We start from the raw sequence: 17,732 nt of genomic DNA on the forward strand, positions 1-17,732 counted from the left end.
TCGACTCCCGTGGGGGGACAGCTGCCTCGGGGAGCCGAAGGAGTAACCGCCTCATGAGCAGCAGCGGCATACCGGTCGACGCCCGGTACGGACGGTCCCACGGCCCGTACGACATGCGTCCGAAGCGTCTCGGTCCCAAGTACGCAGGTCTCGACGTCAAGGAGGCCCGGCGCCGGCGGCTCCGCGCGACCGTACGGGTGCATGCGCGGCGCGTGGAGACGGCTCTCGACAAGCTGCGGTCCAGGGCGGCGCGTGCCCTCACGCCCGACCCGGCCGGGGCGCTCGCCCGCCGCGCCGCAGTCCGCGAGGCGGAGCAGGAGGTGCGCGAACTCGACGCCGACGGGCGGGTGTTCACCAGACGGGACACCGGGGCGCAGGTCAGGACCCGCGACACCCTGGCGGCCGCGGACCCGGTGCTGATCGCGGGCCGGGCCGCCGACGACCGGTACGAGGTGGAGTGCCTCACGCACCGCGGCGACCCGCTGTTCTTCGACGACGCGGGCGCGGCCGCGCGCGCGGCCCGGCGCTCGCACATGTGGTGTGAGGGCTGCCGGCAACTGGGGCAGGCCCTGCGCCCGGTGCGCGGACGCGCCCGCATTCGTACGCGCACCACACTCACGACGCGCACAGCCGCCCGCGCCTTGGCCCGAGTTCACACCCGCGCTGCCCGCCGCAGAAGCAACAAACGCTCCTGACCTGGGAGTTACAACAGAAGAGCGAAAGCGAGCAACCGACGAGGCCAAAGGAACTAGGTAAGCAGGTAAGCAGGAGGTCCTGAAAGGCCTGAGAAATTAAGGAGCTTGAGGAAAGTCAGAGCCCTCAAGGCCAGACAAGGCAGTAAGGCTGATGCCCCGCCTCGTGCAGCCGGTGGCTGAAGTCCTGCCATTCGTGCAGCAGTTGGTAGACATTGAACGCGTCGCGCGGGCCGCCGCGGTCCGGGACCGTGGACCAGATGAACGCGGCCGCGCCGACCGTCTCCTCGCCGATGCCGCGGAGCGGGTCGACGACCGTCATCGGGAGTTTCACCACGGCGTAGTCGGGGTGCAGGACGACGAGTTCGAGCGGGGGCACCTTGTGCAGGGGTATGCCCTCGATGCCGGTGAGGACCATCGCGGCCATCGTCTCCGGCTTGATCTTCGTGAACATGCCGCCCATGCCGAGCTCGTCACCGCCGAGCTCCTCCGGCCGCATCGAGATGGGCACGCGCGCGGCGGTCGCTCCGTCCGGAGCGCCGAAGTACTTGTAGGTCACCCCCACCCGGCCACTCCTGCTCCCCGTGCTCCCCGTGCTCGAAGGGATCCCCGCCGCGGCGTCGTGCCGGTCGGCCGCGCCCGCCGCCGTGTCCGCCGTCTCGGCGGCCTCAGGTTCCCTACGGTGCCTCCCCCGGCGGGCACGCCGGGGACCGAGGTCGTCGGTCCCCTCGCCCAGTCCGCCACCGCGATGCATATCTCCACCCGACTGCTTTTTAGGTAACACAGCGACGCCGCGCAACCCGATCATCGTGTCAGTTGACCTCCCCCGTGACCGTACGCCGAAACGTGGGTGTGAACAGCCGTGCTGAAACACCTGTCCACAGGATGTCCGAGGGCTCTGACACCATGGCTTGTGTGAGCTTTCCCTATGTCCACCCAGTCTCGCAGACGAGAGGGGGCTGACGCCCGGTCGTTAAGACCAGGCGCCCATCGGCCGGCGCCGATTCCCGCCGGTTACCGCCGATTCCCGCCGACACCCGTCGACTTCCGCCGTCGTCGACCTCACCGACGCATCGCAGATCAGGACCAAAGTGCCGTATTCATACGAAGCCCCCGTTTCGCAGACGCTTTTCGACCGAGCGGCCGTCGTGACGCCCGGCGGCGTGAACTCTCCCGTGCGCGCCTTCCGCGCCGTGGGGGGCACGCCCCGCTTCATGGTGTCCGGCACCGGTCCCTATCTCACCGACGCCGACGGCCGTGAGTACGTGGACCTGGTGTGCTCCTGGGGACCGATGATCCTCGGGCACGCGCACCCCGAGGTGATCTCCGCCGTGCAGGACGCGGTCGCCCGCGGCACCTCGTTCGGTACGCCGGGGGAGGGCGAGGTCGAGCTCGCCGAGGAGATCGTCGCGCGCATCGAGCCCGTCGAGCAGGTCCGCCTGGTGTCGTCCGGCACCGAGGCGACGATGTCGGCGATCCGCCTCGCCCGCGGCTTCACCGGCCGCCCGAAGGTGATCAAGTTCGCGGGCTGCTACCACGGCCATGTGGACGCGCTGCTCGCCGCGGCCGGCTCCGGCGTCGCCACGTTCGGCCTGCCGGACACCCCGGGCGTCACGGGCGCCCAGGCGGGCGAGACGATCGTGCTGCCGTACAACGACCTGGAGGCCGTGCGGGCCGCGTTCGCCGCGCACCCGGGCGAGATCGCCTGTGTGATCACCGAGGCCTCGCCCGGCAACATGGGCGTGGTCCCGCCGCGCGACGGTTTCAACGCCGGCCTGAAGCAGCTCTGCCAGGACAACGGCGCGCTGTACATCTCGGACGAGGTCATGACCGGCTTCCGTACGTCGAAGGCTGGCTGGTTCGGCGTCGACGGCGTCGTGCCCGACCTGCTGACCTTCGGCAAGGTCATGGGCGGCGGCTTCCCGGCGGCGGCGTTCGGCGGCCGCGCCGACGTGATGGCGCACCTCGCCCCGGCCGGCCCGGTCTACCAGGCGGGCACGCTCTCCGGGAACCCGATCGCCACGGCGGCGGGCCTCGCCCAGCTCCGCCTCCTGGACGACGCGGCGTACGACACGGTGAACGCGGTGTCGAAGGAGCTCCAGGGTCTGGTCACCGCGGCGCTCACCAAGGAGGGCGTGGCGCACCGGCTGCAGACCGCGTCCAACATGTTCTCGGTCTTCTTCACGGCGGACGAGGTGCGGAACTACGACGAGGCGAAGGCGCAGGAGGCGTTCCGCTTCACCGCGTTCTTCCACTCGATGCTGGCCGACGGGGTGTATCTGCCGCCGTCCGCCTTCGAGTCCTGGTTCGTCTCGACGGCGCACGACGAGCGTGCGATCCAGCGCATCGCGGACGCCCTGCCCGCTGCCGCCCGTGCCGCCGCGGAGGCCACGGCATGAGCTCCCTGCGCGACGACAGCGAGCTCACCGTCGTCCATGTGATGCGCCACGGCGAGGTGCACAACCCGGAGGGCATCCTCTACGGCCGCCTGCCGGAGTACCACCTCTCCGAGCTCGGCCGGCAGATGGCCGACCGGGTCGCCGAGCACCTGGCCGGGCGGGACGTCACGCATGTCGTGTCCTCGCCCCTGGAGCGCGCGCAGGAGACGGCCACGCCGATCGCCAAGGCGCACGGCCTGGACATCGCCACGGACGAGCGGCTCATCGAGGCGGACAACGTCTTCCAGGGCAAGACCTTCGGCGTGGGCGACGGCGCCCTGAAGCGCCCGGAGAACTGGCGGCACCTGGTCAACCCGTTCAAGCCGTCCTGGGGCGAGCCGTATGTCGAGCAGGTCGTGCGGATGATGGGCGCGCTCGACGCGGCGAAGGACGCGGCCCGCGGGCATGAGGCGGTGTGCGTCAGCCACCAGCTGCCGATCTGGATCGTGCGGAGCTTCGTGGAGAAGCGCCGGCTGTGGCACGACCCGCGCAAGCGGCAGTGCACGCTGGCCTCGCTGACGTCGTTCACGTACCGCGGCGACAAGATCGTCTCGGTCGGGTACTCCGAGCCGGCCCGTGACCTGGTCCCCGCGCATCTGCTCGCGGGCGCGAAGCCGGTCAAGGGCAAGGACAAGGCGTTCGGGGCATAGAGGGCATTTCATAGCGAAGCGGTCCCCAACGGGCCGTCGGGGCCGGGCACTTACCGAGTGTCCGGCCCCTTCGCTCTCGTACCCACCAGAAGAATCACGCCACTTGCCGCAACCTTTCCTCCCGATCCGCTATCTACCGGTGTGCCCACATTCGTGGGGGACCAGTGGGGACCAGTGCGGAGAATCGGGGACGGAATGCGTGACTACAGCCGAAGGGGACTACTGGGACTGGGAGTTGGCCTCGGAGCGGCCGCCGCGGGGCTCGCTGCATGCGGGACCGGGGGCGGCGACGCGAAGCCGGCGAGCCGGGCGCGCGGCAAGGACACCCCGATAGAGGGGCGGGCGATAGGCGACGGTTCCACGTCCTTCACCGGCAAGCAGCCGCACCAGCCCGCGGCGCCGCGCAGGCTCGAACCCGGTGAGAAGCCACCGCAGTTCGTCGTCTTCTCCTGGGACGGCGCGGGCGAGGTCGGTAATGGCCTGTTCCCGCGGTTCCTGAAGCTCGCCGCGGACCACGGCGCGCACATGACGTTCTTCCTCTCGGGGCTCTATCTGCTGCCCGAGGCGAAGAAGCGCCTGTACCGCCCGCCGAACAACACCGTCGGCGCCTCCGACATCGGCTACCTCACCGACGACCACATCAAGCAGACCCTCCGTTACGTGCGGAAGGCCTGGCTCGACGGCCACGAGATAGGCACGCACTTCAACGGCCACTTCTGCGCGGGCGCGGGCTCGGTCGCCCACTGGACGCCCCGGCAGTGGCGCGACGAGATCGACCAGGCCACGTCCTTCGTCAAGCAGTGGCGTACGCACACGGGTTGGACCGATCTGCCGTCGCTGCCCTTCGACTACGACAAGGAACTCGTCGGCGGCCGCACGCCCTGCCTGCTCGGCCAGGAGAACCTGCTGCCCGTCGCCCGCGAGCTCGGCTGGCGCTACGACGCCTCGTCACCCGGCGGCCACCAGCGCTGGCCCGTCAAGAAGCAGGGCATATGGGACCTTCCGCTCCAGGCGATGCCGTTTCCCGGCCACACCTTCGAGGTCCTGTCGATGGACTACAACATCCTCGCCAACCAGTCCCTGAACTCCACGAAGGCCCCGCCCCACAACTACCCGGCCTGGCGCAGGCAGGCCACCGAGTCGTATCTCGCCGGGTTCAACAGGGCGTACGAGACGAACCGGGCGCCGTTCTTCGTCGGCAACCACTTCGAGCAGTGGAACGGGGGCATCTACATGGGCGCCGTCGAGGAGACCCTCAAGACGGTCGCGGGGAAGAAGGACGTACGCCTGGTCTCCTTCCGGCAGTTCGTGGACTGGCTCGACGCGCAGGATCCGAAGGTCCTCGCGCGGCTGCAGTCCCTGAACGTCGGACAGGCTCCGGCGGGCGGCTGGCGGGGGCTCGGCAAAGCCGCCTGATCTGGCCGTTCGTGCGGTTTTCCGCGTGCGCCGGGGGGTGCCCAAGATCCTCGAAACGGTCATGCGAAACTTTTCACATGAGTTCTCGCCGTCCTGCCCTCCGACGTGCCTCCCTCTTCTCCCGCCCGTCGCCCGGCCACCGCCCCTCAAGGAATCGCGGGACGATGCACCTTCTCGTTGGGGCCGCGGTCGCCGCTCTCACCCTGAGCGCCTGCGGCGACGGCGGCACCCAGGGCGGCTCCGGGAACACCAACTTCGTCACCGGCAAGAACGGCATCGCGGAGGTCGGCAAGGCCGAGCGCGTCGCCGCCCCGAAGCTCGAAGGCAAGGGCCTCGACGGCAAGCCGCTGAGCCTCAACGACTACAAGGGCAAGATCGTCGTCCTCAACGTCTGGGGCTCCTGGTGCGGTCCCTGCCGCGTCGAGACGCCGTACCTCGTGAAGGTCGCGAAGGAGCTCAAGCCGAAGGGCGTCGAGTTCGTCGGCATCAACACCCGTGACTTCAACAAGGGCCCGGCGGTCAAGTTCGAGGAGGAGCACGGCGTCGAGTACCCGAGCTTCTACGACCCCTCCGGCAAGCTCATCCTGCGCTTCCCGAAGGGCAGCCTCGCCCCGCAGCAGATCCCGTCCACGATCGTCATCGACAAGGACGGCAAGATGGCGGCCCGCGCCCTGCAGGCCGTCAACGACAAGCAGCTGCACCAGATGATCGACCCGCTGCTCGCGGAGAAGTGAGCGAGACGTGATGCACGCACTCGCCACGGCCGCCGGCGGGCCCGCCCTCGCCGCCGCGATCGAAGGCCCCAACGAGACCGTCCTCACAGGCGCCCTCGTCCTGGCCCTGCCGATCGCGCTCCTCGCCGGCCTCGTCTCCTTCTTCTCGCCCTGCGTCCTGCCGCTCGTCCCCGGCTACCTCTCGTACGTCACCGGGGTCAGCGGCACCGACCTCGCCGAGGCCAAGCGGGGCCGGATGGCCGCCGGGGCCGGGCTGTTCGTGCTCGGCTTCACCGCGGTCTTCGTCTCCGGGGGCGCGCTTTTCGGCGGCTTCGGGGCGACGCTGCAGGAGCACCGCGAGGTCATCTCCAAGGTGCTCGGCGCGCTGACCATCGTGCTCGGGCTCTTCTTCATGGGCGCCATGCCCTTCCTGACGCAGCGCGAATTCCGCTTCCACAAGCGGCCGGTGTCCGGACTCGCGGGCGCGCCCATGCTCGGCGTGCTCTTCGGCATCGGCTGGACGCCCTGCATCGGCCCGACCCTCTCCGCGGTCAGCGCGCTCTCCATCAGCGAGGCCAGCGCGGGCCGCGGGGCCATACTGACCGTGGCCTACTGCATCGGGCTCGGACTGCCGTTCATCCTGGCCGCGATCGCGTTCCGGCGGGCGCTCGGCGCCTTCGACTGGGTCAAGCGGCACTACGTCTGGGTGATGCGGATCGGCGGCGGCATGCTCGTCGCCACCGGCCTGCTGCTCGTCACCGGCGTCTGGGACCACCTGGTGTCCCAGATGCAGTCCTGGACTTCCGGCTTCACCGTGGGGATCTGATCGTGAGCAAGACCGACACCGCAGCCGACGGTACGGACGAGAAAGAACTCGGCAGCGCCGTATCGCAGCTCAGCACCGCGCCCCAGGAGGACACGGGCGGCGATGCCCCGAACCTGCCGGCGCTCGGCGTCATCGGCTGGGCCCGCTGGTTCTGGCGGCAGCTCACCTCGATGCGGGTCGCCCTGATCCTGCTCTTCATGCTGTCGCTCGGCGCGATCCCCGGCTCGCTGATCCCGCAGAACAGCGTCGACGAGCTCAAGGTGCAGGACTTCAAGGACGCCCACACCACGCTCACGCCGATCTACGAGAAGCTCCAACTCTTCGACGTCTACAGCTCGGTGTGGTTCTCCGCGATCTACATCCTGCTCTTCGTCTCCCTCATCGGCTGCATCGTCCCGCGCACCTGGCAGTTCGTCGGCCAGCTCCGCGGCCGCCCCCCGCGCGCCCCGCGCCGCCTCGACCGGCTGCCCGCGTACACCACGTGGCGCACCGACGCCGAGCCCGAGCAGGTCCGCGAACAGGCCCTCGCACTGCTGCGGAAGCGCCGCTTCCGCGCCGATCTCTCCGACGACGCCGTCACCGCCGAGAAGGGCTATCTGCGCGAGGCCGGCAACCTGCTCTTCCACGTCTCGCTGATCGTGATGCTGGTCGCCTTCGCCGCCGGCACGCTCTTCAAGTCCGAGGGCGGCAAGCTGATCACCGAGGGCGACGGATTCGCCAACACCCTTACGCAGTACGACGACTTCAAGTCCGGCAACCTCTTCGACAACGACAGCCTGGAGCCGTTCAGCTTCACGCTCGACAGCTTCGAGGACACGTACGAGAAGAGCGGTCCCGAGAAGGGCACGCCGCGCATCTATAAGGCGCACGTCACCTATTCCGAGGGCGCCGACGGGCCGGAGAAGAAGATGGCGATCGAGGTCAACTCGCCGCTCGACGTGAACGGCGCGAAGGTCCACCTCATCGGCCACGGCTACGCACCCGTCGTCACCGTCAAGGACGGCCGCGGCGAGACGGTCTACCACGGCGCCGTGCCGATGCTGCCGATCGACTCCAACGTCACGTCGACCGGCGCGATCAAGGTCGCCGACGGCTACCGCGACAAGGACGGCAAGAAGGAACAGCTCGGCTTCAACGCCTTCTTCGTGCCGACGTTCGCGGGCGCGGGCAAGGGCGAGATGTTCTCCCAGTTCCCGGCGCCCGATTACCCGGTGCTCGCACTCTCCGCGTACCACGGCAGCCTCGGCGTCGACTCCGGGCTTCCGCAGAACGTGTACCAGCTCGACACCAAGAAGCTGAAGGAGTTCAAGGACGAGAACGGCCAGCTGCTCAAGCAGCGCATCCGGCCGGGCGAGACCATGAAGCTCCCGAACGGCGCCGGCTCGATCACGTTCGAGAAGGACCTCAAGGAGTGGGCGTCCTTCCAGATCTCCCAGCAGCCCGGCAACAGCTGGGCGCTGATCGGCGCGGGCTCCGCCCTCGCCGGCCTGGTCGGCTCGCTGTTCATCCAGCGCCGCCGCGTCTGGGTGCGGGCCGTGCGGCACGCCGACGGCACCACCGTCATCGAGATGGCGGGCCTCGGCCGCAGCGAGTCCACTCAGCTCCCGGAGGAGCTGGGCGACCTTGCGGAGGAGCTCCATTCGAGGGCGCCCAGCATCTCCGAACAATCTGCCGAAGGGGCTGAGAATTGAGTCCTCCCTCCCGCAGTTGGAGAGGGATTCCTGGCTCACGCTGCTCCGACGCTCTGCGAACGACCGAGTCTTCTGCGATCAACACCAGCCGGGTTGAAACCAGCCCGGGTACTACGACTACGAGGGAATTGCTGATGCGTGCTTGGTTCTCGCGACGCGGTTCCCGACGCTACCAGCGGGCGGAAGTCCCTGTCCGGAGGTTTCAGTGAATCTCGCCGCCGCCACCAACGAGAACCTGGCGAACATCAGCAACGTCCTGATCTATTCGTCGATGGCCGTCTACACCCTGGCCTTCCTCGCGCACATCGCCGAATGGACCTTCGGCAGCCGCAGCAAGGTCGGCCGCACCGCCGCCGCGCTCACCACGAAGTCCACGGGCGCCGCCGCGAAGACCGCGGGACCCGCCGTCACCGTCAAGAAGGCCGGGGGCACCGCCGTCCTCGACCGCCCCAAGATCGTCACGCGCACCGCCTCCGGCACCCGTGACGTGCCGGACGGCCCCGGCGCGCACGGCGGCACCGAGAAGGGCGACATGTACGGCCGGATCGCCGTGTCGCTCACCGTGCTCGCGTTCTTCGTCGAGGCGGGCGGCGTCGCCTCCCGCGCGCTCTCCGTCATGCGCGCCCCCTGGGGCAACATGTACGAGTTCTCGATCACCTTCTCCACGGTGGCCGTCGGCGCGTACCTGCTGCTCCTGGCGCTGAAGAAGAACGTCCGCTGGATCGGCCTGATCCTGGTCACCACGGTCCTGCTCGACCTGGGCATCGCCACCAAGTGGCTCTACACCGACAGCGACCAGCTCGTCCCGGCCCTCGACTCGTACTGGCTGTGGATCCACGTCTCCACCGCCATCTTCTGCGGCGCGGTCTTCTACCTCGGCGCGGTCGGCACGCTGCTCTACCTCTTCCGCGACTCCTACGAGACCAAGCTGGAGGGCGGCGGCACCCCGGGCACGTTCGCGAACTCGGTCCTCTCCCGGCTGCCCTCGGCGGCGTCCCTGGACAAGTTCTCGTACCGCATCAACGCCGCGGTCTTCCCGCTGTGGACGTTCACGATCATCGCGGGCGCGATCTGGGCGGGCGACGCCTGGGGCCGCTACTGGGGCTGGGACCCCAAGGAGGTCTGGTCCTTCGTCACGTGGATCGTCTACGCCTGCTACCTGCACGCCCGCGCCACGGCCGGCTGGAAGGGCCGCAAGGCCGCCTACCTGGCGCTGTTCGCCTTCGCGACCTGGCTGTGGAACTACTACGGCGTCAACATCTTCATCACCGGCAAGCACTCGTACGCCGGAGTCTGAGCCGCCTCCGCCCCGCGTACGACCTGCACGGGTGCGGATGACCCTGGACGGGGCCACGCTGGTGGCATGAGCGCGACGATCGGACAGGGCACCAGCCGGACCTCGAACGGGGTCCAGCACCTCCACTTCGAGCTGCACCTTCCGCACCCCGTCGAGCAGGTCTGGCTCGCCGTGGCCAGTGCGCGGGGGCTGCGGCAGTGGCTGGCCGCCGCCGATGTCCTCGAACCGAGGCTCGGCGGCGCTGTCGTACTGCGCTGGCTCAACCAGCCGGGCGAGGTGGTGGTGCATGTGGGGCGGGTGAGCGCGTGGGACGTGGAGCGGGTCGCCGAGTACACCCTCGACTCGCTGCACGGCCGGATGCGGTTCCACCTGGAGCCGGACGGGCGGTCCGGCACCACGCTGCGGTTCACGAACGAGTTCCCCGGCGACGACGCCCTCCGCCTGGACTGCCTCGCCGGCTGGCACGACCACTTCGAGTACCTCGCGGAGGCGCTGTCGGGCCACCCGGTCGACTGGTCCACCTGGACCCCGGCCCGCTGGCACCGCTTCCGAGACGCCTACGCAACCCGCGGCTAGCCCTGTTCTTTTTCCCCTCCCCGCCCCTTCCCTAAAGTCCTCAGCGGACAGCTCGGGAGCTGCCGCCCCCGGACCCCGCCCGGGGCTGCCGCCCCTGGACCCCCGCTCCTCAAACGCCGGAGGGGCTGGTTTTCAAGGGGCGCGGGGAACTGCGCGACCAGCCACGATGGCGCGGCAGTCGAGCGACGACCGGGGGTTCGGGGCGCAGCCCCGAAGGCAGGGCGTAGGGGCGGCACGCCCGAGCAGGGGCGCGGGGAACTGCGCGACCAGCCACGATGGCGCGGCAGTCGAGCGACGACCGGGGGTTCGGGGCGCAGCCCCGACAGCAGGGTGCAGGGGCGGCACGCCCGAGCAGGGGCGCGGGGAACTGCGCGACCAGCCACGACGGTGCGGCAGTCGAGCGACGACCGGGGGTTTGGGGCGCAGCCCCGACAGCAGGGTGCAGGGGCGGCACGCCGGAGCAGGGGTCAGGGGCGGCATGCCCAACAGGGTCAGGGGCGGCACGCCGGAGCAGGGGTCAGGGGCGGCGTGCCCAACAGGGTCAGGGGCGGCACGCCCACCATGGGCCGGGGTGCAGCCCCGAGGGGCTACTTGGGGGAAGGGCCCTCGGAGCCGTCCTCGTCCGGCTCGTCCTTCTTGAGGGACCGGAGGAACTCCGGGTTGTCGTCCGGGGCCACCCACCCCCCGCGCCGCCCGCCCGCAGGGCGCCGCCGCTGCGAGGTGCGGTCCTTGCCGACGATCAGCCACGAGATCGAGCCGACCAGCGGGAACAGCAGGACCAGAATCGCCCAGAGCGGCTTGGGGATGTAGCGGACCTCCTGCTCATCGGTGGTGATGCAGTCGATGAACGCGTAGATGCTGAGTGCCAGCGGCACCAGGATCATCAGCACCCGGAACATGAAGCCGTCCCCCTGCGGGTTGAGTGCCGGGGCCGTGTGGACGGCCCCCGTGACGGGTCAAGCCTAGCGAGTAGCCGATACTGGTCCCTATGGCTTATGACGATCTTCGCTCCCTGCTCCGGGCGCTGGAGCGCGAGGGCGACCTGAAGCGCATCAAGGCCGAGGTCGACCCGCATCTGGAGGTCGGTGAGATCGTCGACCGGGTGAACAAGGCCGGCGGCCCCGCCCTGCTCTTCGAGAACGTGAAGGGCTCCGCGATGCCCCTCGCGATGAACGTGTACGGCACCGACCGCCGCCTCCTGAAGGCCCTCGGCCTGAAGTCGTACGCGGAGATCAGCGACAAGATCGGCGGCCTGCTCAAGCCTGAGCTCCCGCAAGGGTTCATCGGCGTACGCGAGGCCTTCGGCAAGCTCGGCGCGATGACCCACGTACCGCCGAAGAAGGTGAAGCAGGAGAACGCCCCCGTCCAGGAGGTCGTGCTCACCGGTGACGACGTGGACCTGGAGCAGCTCCCCGCGCTGTTCACCTGGCCCGAGGACGGCGGCTCGTTCTTCAACCTGGGGCTGACGCACACCAAGCACCCGGAGACGGGCGTGCGCAACCTCGGCCTGTACCGGCTGCAGCGCCACGACAAGCGCACCATCGGCATGCACTGGCAGATCCACAAGGACAGCCGCAACCACTACCAGGTCGCCGCCCAGCGGGGCGAGAAGCTGCCGGTCGCGATCGCCTTCGGCTGCCCGCCGGCCGTGACGTACGCGTCCACCGCGCCGCTCCCCGGCGACATGGACGAGTACCTGCTGGCCGGGTTCATCCAGGGCAAGCGCGTCGAGATGGTCGACTGCAAGACGGTGCCGCTGCAGGTGCCGGCCAACGCCGAGGTCGTCATCGAGGGCTGGCTGGAGCCCGGCGAGATGCTGCCGGAGGGGCCGTTCGGCGACCACACCGGGTTCTACACGCCGCAGGAACCGTTCCCCGCCCTGAAGATCGACTGCGTGACGATGCGGAAGCGCCCGCTCCTGCAGTCGATCGTCGTCGGCCGCCCGCCGACGGAGGACGGCCCGCTCGGCCGCGCCACGGAGCGCTTCTTCCTGCCGCTCCTCAAGGTGATCGTCCCGGACATCGTCGACTACCACCTCCCGGAGTCCGGCGGCTTCCACAACTGCGCGATCGTCTCGATCGACAAGAAGTACCCGAAGCACGCGCAGAAGGTCATGCACGCCATCTGGGGCGCGCACATGATGTCCCTGACCAAGCTGATCGTCGTCGTCGACAAGGACTGCGACGTGCACGACCTGCACGAGGTCTCCTGGCGCGCCCTCGGCAACACCGACTACGCCCGCGACCTCACCGTCGTCGAGGGCCCCGTCGACCACCTCGACCACGCCTCGTACCAGCAGTTCTGGGGCGGCAAGGCGGGCATCGACGCCACGAGGAAGCTGCCCGAGGAGGGCTACACGCGGGACGGCGGCTGGCCCGAGATGGTCGAGTCCGACCCGCGCACGGCGGCCCTCGTGGACCGCCGCTGGAAGGAGTACGGACTCAAGTGAGCAGTGCCGCAGCAGCCGTCCCGCAGCCGGGGCGCACGAAGGCGTTCCTGCGCCTCGTCATGATCGAGCACTCCGTGTTCGCCCTGCCCTTCGCGTACATCGCCTCGCTGACCGCGATGTTCCAGGTGGACAAGAACATCCACTGGGGCCGGCTGCTCCTGGTGACGATCGCGATGGTCGGCCTGCGCACGTTCGCGATGGCCGCGAACCGGATCATCGACCGCGAGATCGACGCCCGTAACCCGCGCACCGCCCACCGCGAGCTGGTCACCGGCGCGGTCTCGGTGAAGTCGGCGTGGACGGGCGCGCTGATCGCCCTGGTCGTCTTCCTCGGCGCGGCGGCGCTCCTGAACCCGCTGTGCCTGGCGCTCGCGCCGGTCGCGGTGATCCCGATGGTGGTCTATCCGTACGGGAAGAGGTTCACGAACTTCCCGCAGGCGATCCTCGGCCTGGCGCAGGCGATGGGCCCGGTCGGCGCGTGGCTCGCGGTCACGGGTTCGTGGTCCTGGGACGCGGTGATCCTGGGCCTCGCGGTCGGCGTCTGGATCGGCGGCTTCGACCTGATCTACGCCTGCCAGGACGTGGAGACGGACCGCGAGGTCGGCGTGATGTCCGTGCCGGCGCGGTTCGGTATTCCGGCGGCGATCCGGGGGGCGCGGGGGTGTCACGCGGTGGCCACGGGGCTGTTCGTCTGGTACGCGCTGTCCACGGGTGCGGGCGTGTTCTTCTGGCTCGGCCTGGTGATCGTCGCGGCGGCGTTCCTGTACGAGCACACGATTGTGCGGCCGCACGATCTGTCCCGCCTGAACCGGGCGTTCTTCCAGGTCAACGGGTTCATCGGCATCGCGCTTTTCGCTTGCGCGCTGCTTGATCTCTTGGTGCGCGGCCTGACGGTCTGAGCTTTCCCCCACCCCGCCCCTTTCCGAAAGTCCTGCGGACAGCTCCGGGGGCTGCGCCCCCAGGCCCCCCCGCCTCCGGGGCTGCGCCCCTGGACCCCGCTTCTGGCTCCGCCCGGTTGTGGGCGGCTGCCGCTGCGTCGTGGCTGGTCGCGCAGTTCCCCGCGCCCCTTAAAAACCGGGGCTCGGCCAAAATTTAGCCCCTCCGGCGTTTGAGGAGCGGGGGCCCGGGGGCTGGCCCCCGGAGCTGTCCGCTGAGGACTTTCGGGAAGGGGCGGGGAGGGGAAAAAACCCCGGCTAAGCCCGCCCTCGGCGGAACACCACCGCCGCCAGCACCCCGCCCAGCAGCCCGAACAGGTGCCCCTGCCAGCTCACCCCCTCCGCCGTGGGCAGCGCGCCCCAGAGGATCGAGCCGTACGCCGCGAGAACGAGTACGCCGATCAGTACGTCCACCGCGCGGCGGTCCACGAAGCCGCGGACCAGGAGATAGCCGAAGAGGCCGAAGACGACCCCGGACGCGCCGGCCGTCACCGAGTGCGCGGGCCCGAAGAACCACACCCCGAGCCCGCTGGCCAGCACGATCATCGCGACGACCGCGGCGAACCGGCGCAGCCCGGACAGCGCGGCCAGGAACCCGAGCACGAGCAGCGGCACGCTGTTCGTCGCGATGTGGTCGAAGCCGAAGTGCAGGAACGAGGCCGGCACCACGTCCCACAGGTCGCCGGGGACGCGCGGCGTGATGCCGTACGCGTCGAGGGCGTGGTCGCTCGCCGCGTCGATGACTTCGAGCAGCCAGAGCAGGGCGACCCAGGCCGTCATCACGACGGCGGCCGTCACTGCCCGCTGCCGGCCGGACGGCGGGGTCGAACGCTGCGGTGCGGGATCTGCGTAGGCCATGGGAAACGCCTCCTGCCCGCTCAACGCCCGGTGGGGTCTGCCCGGTTCCGGCCCTGCGGATAGGCTCGTGGCGTGCAGCCAGTACCCGAACACACCCCGCAGCGCCGACCCTGGGTGGTCGGTGTCTCCGGCGCTTCCGGCACGCCGTACGCGGCGGCGGTGCTGCGTGCCCTGATCGGCGCGGGCGAGAGCGTGGACCTGGTCGTCAGCCGGGCCTCGCGCCTGACACTGCTCGACGAGACGGGCATCTCGTTCCGCGACGCCCACTGGCAGGAGGACCTGCGGGAGTGGCTGGCGCGCGGGGCGGACGGCAAGCCGGACACGTACCCGCCGGCGGACGTGTCGGACGTACGGCACTGGGCGGCGGGCGACCTGGCGGCGGGGCCGTCGTCCGGCTCGTACCCGACGCGCGGGATGCTGATCGTGCCCGCGTCGACGGCGTGTGTGGCCGGGGTGGCGCTCGGCCTGTCGAAGGACCTGTTGCAGCGGACGGCGAGCGTGACCCTCAAGGAGGGGCGGAAGCTGGTCGTCGCCGTGCGGGAGACCCCGCTGAACGGCCAGACCCTGAAGCACCTGGTGGCGCTCGACGAGGCGGGCGCGACGGTGCTGCCCGCCTCGCCCGCGTTCTATGCGGGGGCGACGCACATCCAGGACCTGGTGGACTTCGTCGCCGGCCGGGTGCTCGACGCGGCGGGGGTGCCGCACGGCCTGTACCGCCGCTGGGAGGGGGAGCTCGGTGGTAGCGGCTCACGGCGGAGCTGACGTCGCGTCTCCTCCTGGCCCTCCTGGCCCTCCTGGAATCTGAAAGATCCTTGGTGGTCTGGTAAAAGAATCACAGGAGTGAGATCCTGTGCGCCTTAGATTCGCCTTAGATTTGATTTACGGACTCGTGGCATCGCTGAACAATGGAAGGCGCCAGGCATATGGACGCGGTGGACAGGCAGCTCATCCAGGCCCTGCGGGAGAACGGCAGGGCCTCGTACGCCGAACTCGGCCGGCTCGTCGGCCTCTCCGGCCCCTCCGTCACCGACCGCATCAACCGTCTTGAGGCGGCGGGCGTCATCACGGGGTACCGCGCGACCGTCGACTCCGCCGCGCTCGGCCTCGGCGTGACCGCCCTGGTCGGCATCTCCCTGTCCGACGCCGCGGACCACGAGGACGTGGCGCAGCGCCTCAAGGACCTCGGCGAGATCGAGGACTGCTGGTTCATCGCGGGCGACGACTCGTACATGCTCAAGGTGCGCGTGGACGACGTGGACGGTCTGGAGAAGACCATCCGCCGGCTCAGCGGCACGAAGGGCGTCTCCCGCACCCGTACCACGATCGTGCTCTCCACCAAGTGGGAGAACCGGGTCGGGGAACTGCCCGAAGAGGTCTAGAAGTACCGTTGGCGGAGCTGTCGTAGAGAGGTTGTTGAGGCATGGACGCGGGACTCAAGCGGGAACTTGAGCAGAAGGTTCTGGCCGGGGAGCGGTTGACCCGCGAGGACGGCATCGCCCTCTACGACTCGGACGACCTGGCCTGGCTCGGCAGCCTCGCCCACGAGGTGCGCACGCGTAAGAACGGCGACGTGGTGCACTTCAACGTCAACCGGCACCTCAACATGACCAACGTGTGCACCGCGTCGTGCGCGTACTGCTCGTTCCAGCGGAAGCCGGGCGAGAAGGACGCGTACACGATGCGCATTGAGGAGGCGGTGAAGCTCGCCAAGGAGATGGAGGGCGAGAACCTCACCGAGCTGCACATCGTCAACGGCCTGCACCCCAACCTGCCGTGGCGGTACTACCCGCGTTCGCTGAGCGCCCTCAAGGAAGCCCTCCCGAACGTCTCGCTGAAGGCCTTCACCGCCACCGAGATCCACCACTTCGAGACGATCTCCGGCATGCCCGCCTCGGAGATCCTCGACGAGCTGATCGACGCCGGTCTGGAGTCGCTGACCGGCGGCGGCGCCGAGATCTTCGACTGGGAGGTCCGGCAGCACATCGTCGACCACGCCACCCACTGGGAGGACTGGTCGCGCATCCACCGCCTCGCGCACGAGAAGGGTCTGAAGACCCCGAGCACGATGCTGTACGGGCACATCGAGGAGCCCCGGCACCGTGTCGACCACGTGCTTCGACTGCGTGAACTGCAGGACGAGACCGGCGGGTTCCAGGTCTTCATCCCGCTGCGCTACCAGCACGACTTCGTCGACATGCAGGACGGCAAGGTCCGCAACAAGCTGCAGGCGCGCACCACGATGGCGACCGGCGCCGAGGCCCTGAAGACCTTCGCGGTCTCCCGGCTGCTCTTCGACAACGTCCCGCACGTCAAGGTCTTCTGGGTGATGCACGGCGTCCAGACCGCCCAACTCGCCCTGCAGCACGGCGCGGACGACATGGACGGCTCGGTCGTCGAGTACAAGATCACGCACGACGCCGACAACTACGGCACGCCCAACAAGCTCACCCGCGAGGACCTCCTCGACCTGATCCGGGACGCGGGCTTCCGCCCGGTCGAGCGCAACACCCGGTACGAGATCCTGCGCGAGTACGAGGGTCCGGACCCGGAGCGCCGCGAGGCTCCGCAGCCGATGCGCTTCTGAGGGCTCAACTCATGGCGCTGCACTTCGAGTTCGAGCCCCGGGTCGACCCGGAGCTCGGCCAGGGCGTCCTGCGGCTGTGGGCGGACGTCACCAACGCGGGCGGCGCGGTCGGTTTCGTACCGCCCGTGACCGCGGAGGCCGTCCGGCCCGAGTGGCTGAAGCACCTGCAGTCGATGGCGGACGGCCGCACGAAACTCCTCGTGGGGTACGACGAGGAAGGGACCGTCGCCGCGACGGCCTTCCTCACCCTCAACTCGCACCGCCTGATGCGCCACTGGCTCTGGCTCTACACCGTGATGCTGCACCCCTCCCACCAGGGCAAGGGCGAAGGCCGCGCGCTGATGGCCGCCGCCGCGGACGCGGACGCGGCCCGCTCGCTCGACGGGATCGAGGGCGTCCGGCTGACCTGCCGCGGCGGCCTGGGTCTGGAGCGGTTCTACGAGTCCTGCGGCTACAAGGAGGTCGGCCGCGTGCCGTCCGCGATACGGGTCGCGCCGGACGACGACCGGGACGACGTCACCATGTGGCTGCCGCTGCCCCGATCCCCGCTCGGCTGATCCATTTCCGGGCGTGCTTCACTAGTCGGACACCCCCACAGACGTGACTG

18 protein-coding genes are annotated in these 17,732 nt (G+C 69.6%); 15 read left to right on the plus strand and 3 right to left on the minus strand.

Features of this window, described 5'->3' with window-relative positions; genetic code table 11:
* The first annotated feature begins 53 nt into the window (after window positions 1-53).
* Window positions 54-695: a hypothetical protein gene (locus tag QIS96_RS27560; RefSeq protein ID WP_282545473.1), complete on the plus strand. Its 642-nt coding sequence runs from the start codon at window positions 54-56 to the stop codon at window positions 693-695.
* 124 nt (window positions 696-819) lie between these two features.
* On the opposite strand, the gene QIS96_RS27565 is transcribed toward QIS96_RS27560, so the two are convergent.
* Complete coding sequence (locus QIS96_RS27565) at window positions 820-1,446, minus strand: hypothetical protein (RefSeq protein ID WP_282545474.1); 627 nt, start codon at window positions 1,444-1,446, stop codon at window positions 820-822.
* A gap of 337 nt (window positions 1,447-1,783) precedes the next feature.
* Between QIS96_RS27565 and hemL the strand changes: the two genes are divergently transcribed.
* From hemL to QIS96_RS27605, 8 genes are all read left to right on the plus strand, one after another.
* Window positions 1,784-3,091: a glutamate-1-semialdehyde 2,1-aminomutase gene (hemL, locus tag QIS96_RS27570; RefSeq protein ID WP_282545475.1), complete on the plus strand. Its 1,308-nt coding sequence runs from the start codon at window positions 1,784-1,786 to the stop codon at window positions 3,089-3,091.
* On the plus strand, window positions 3,088-3,780 hold the full coding sequence (locus QIS96_RS27575; protein WP_282545476.1) for a histidine phosphatase family protein: 693 nt from the start codon (window positions 3,088-3,090) through the stop codon (window positions 3,778-3,780). Before hemL ends, QIS96_RS27575 begins: the two co-directional genes overlap by 4 nt.
* 195 nt (window positions 3,781-3,975) lie before the next feature.
* Complete coding sequence (locus QIS96_RS27580; RefSeq protein WP_282545477.1) at window positions 3,976-5,196, plus strand: polysaccharide deacetylase family protein; 1,221 nt, start codon at window positions 3,976-3,978, stop codon at window positions 5,194-5,196.
* A 164-nt stretch (window positions 5,197-5,360) separates the two neighbouring features.
* Window positions 5,361-5,930 (plus strand): TlpA family protein disulfide reductase, encoded by a 570-nt coding sequence (locus QIS96_RS27585; RefSeq protein WP_282545478.1) that lies wholly within the window; start codon window positions 5,361-5,363, stop codon window positions 5,928-5,930.
* A gap of 10 nt (window positions 5,931-5,940) precedes the next feature.
* The gene (locus QIS96_RS27590; protein WP_282545547.1) at window positions 5,941-6,735 is read left to right on the plus strand and encodes a cytochrome c biogenesis CcdA family protein; all 795 of its coding nucleotides are present in this window, start codon (window positions 5,941-5,943) and stop codon (window positions 6,733-6,735) included.
* Between the two features lie 2 nt (window positions 6,736-6,737).
* Window positions 6,738-8,426 carry a cytochrome c biogenesis protein ResB gene (resB, locus tag QIS96_RS27595; protein ID WP_282545479.1) on the plus strand — a complete coding sequence of 563 codons (1,689 nt, stop codon included), beginning with the start codon at window positions 6,738-6,740 and terminating at the stop codon, window positions 8,424-8,426.
* 205 nt (window positions 8,427-8,631) lie between these two features.
* The gene (ccsB, locus tag QIS96_RS27600) at window positions 8,632-9,723 is read left to right on the plus strand and encodes a c-type cytochrome biogenesis protein CcsB (protein ID WP_282545480.1); all 1,092 of its coding nucleotides are present in this window, start codon (window positions 8,632-8,634) and stop codon (window positions 9,721-9,723) included.
* 66 nt (window positions 9,724-9,789) lie between these two features.
* Window positions 9,790-10,299, plus strand: coding sequence for an SRPBCC domain-containing protein (locus tag QIS96_RS27605; protein ID WP_282545481.1), 510 nt, complete (start codon window positions 9,790-9,792; stop codon window positions 10,297-10,299).
* Window positions 10,300-10,886: 587 nt separating this feature from the next.
* On the opposite strand, the gene QIS96_RS27610 is transcribed toward QIS96_RS27605, so the two are convergent.
* Window positions 10,887-11,198, minus strand: coding sequence for a PLD nuclease N-terminal domain-containing protein (locus QIS96_RS27610; protein ID WP_282545482.1), 312 nt, complete (start codon window positions 11,196-11,198; stop codon window positions 10,887-10,889).
* 89 nt (window positions 11,199-11,287) lie between these two features.
* Between QIS96_RS27610 and QIS96_RS27615 the strand changes: the two genes are divergently transcribed.
* Both QIS96_RS27615 and mqnP read left to right on the plus strand, forming a co-directional pair.
* Window positions 11,288-12,748, plus strand: coding sequence for a menaquinone biosynthesis decarboxylase (locus QIS96_RS27615; RefSeq protein WP_282545483.1), 1,461 nt, complete (start codon window positions 11,288-11,290; stop codon window positions 12,746-12,748).
* A complete protein-coding gene (gene mqnP / locus QIS96_RS27620; protein ID WP_282545484.1) occupies window positions 12,745-13,647 on the plus strand; it encodes a menaquinone biosynthesis prenyltransferase MqnP in 903 nt (300 codons plus the stop codon). The genes QIS96_RS27615 and mqnP overlap by 4 nt, the downstream gene beginning before the upstream one ends.
* A 294-nt stretch (window positions 13,648-13,941) precedes the next feature.
* Here mqnP and QIS96_RS27625 read toward each other — a convergent pair whose 3' ends face one another.
* A complete protein-coding gene (locus tag QIS96_RS27625; RefSeq protein WP_282545485.1) occupies window positions 13,942-14,541 on the minus strand; it encodes a rhomboid family intramembrane serine protease in 600 nt (199 codons plus the stop codon).
* A 72-nt stretch (window positions 14,542-14,613) separates the two neighbouring features.
* Between QIS96_RS27625 and QIS96_RS27630 the strand changes: the two genes are divergently transcribed.
* The 4 genes from QIS96_RS27630 to QIS96_RS27645 all read left to right on the plus strand — a co-directional run bounded on the left by QIS96_RS27630 (window position 14,614) and on the right by QIS96_RS27645 (window position 17,682).
* A complete protein-coding gene (locus QIS96_RS27630; protein WP_282545486.1) occupies window positions 14,614-15,303 on the plus strand; it encodes a UbiX family flavin prenyltransferase in 690 nt (229 codons plus the stop codon).
* Window positions 15,304-15,464: 161 nt separating this feature from the next.
* Window positions 15,465-15,920, plus strand: coding sequence for an Lrp/AsnC family transcriptional regulator (locus QIS96_RS27635; protein WP_282545487.1), 456 nt, complete (start codon window positions 15,465-15,467; stop codon window positions 15,918-15,920).
* Window positions 15,921-15,961: 41 nt separating this feature from the next.
* Window positions 15,962-17,125, plus strand: a complete 1,164-nt coding sequence (gene mqnE / locus QIS96_RS27640; protein ID WP_282545488.1) for an aminofutalosine synthase MqnE — start codon at window positions 15,962-15,964, stop codon at window positions 17,123-17,125.
* Between the two features lie 11 nt (window positions 17,126-17,136).
* Window positions 17,137-17,682 (plus strand): GNAT family N-acetyltransferase, encoded by a 546-nt coding sequence (locus tag QIS96_RS27645; protein ID WP_282545489.1) that lies wholly within the window; start codon window positions 17,137-17,139, stop codon window positions 17,680-17,682.
* Window positions 17,683-17,732 lie beyond the last annotated feature (50 nt).

Origin of the sequence: Streptomyces cavernicola, assembly GCF_029968035.1 — a bacterium.
Lineage (GTDB): Bacteria > Actinomycetota > Actinomycetes > Streptomycetales > Streptomycetaceae > Streptomyces > Streptomyces cavernicola.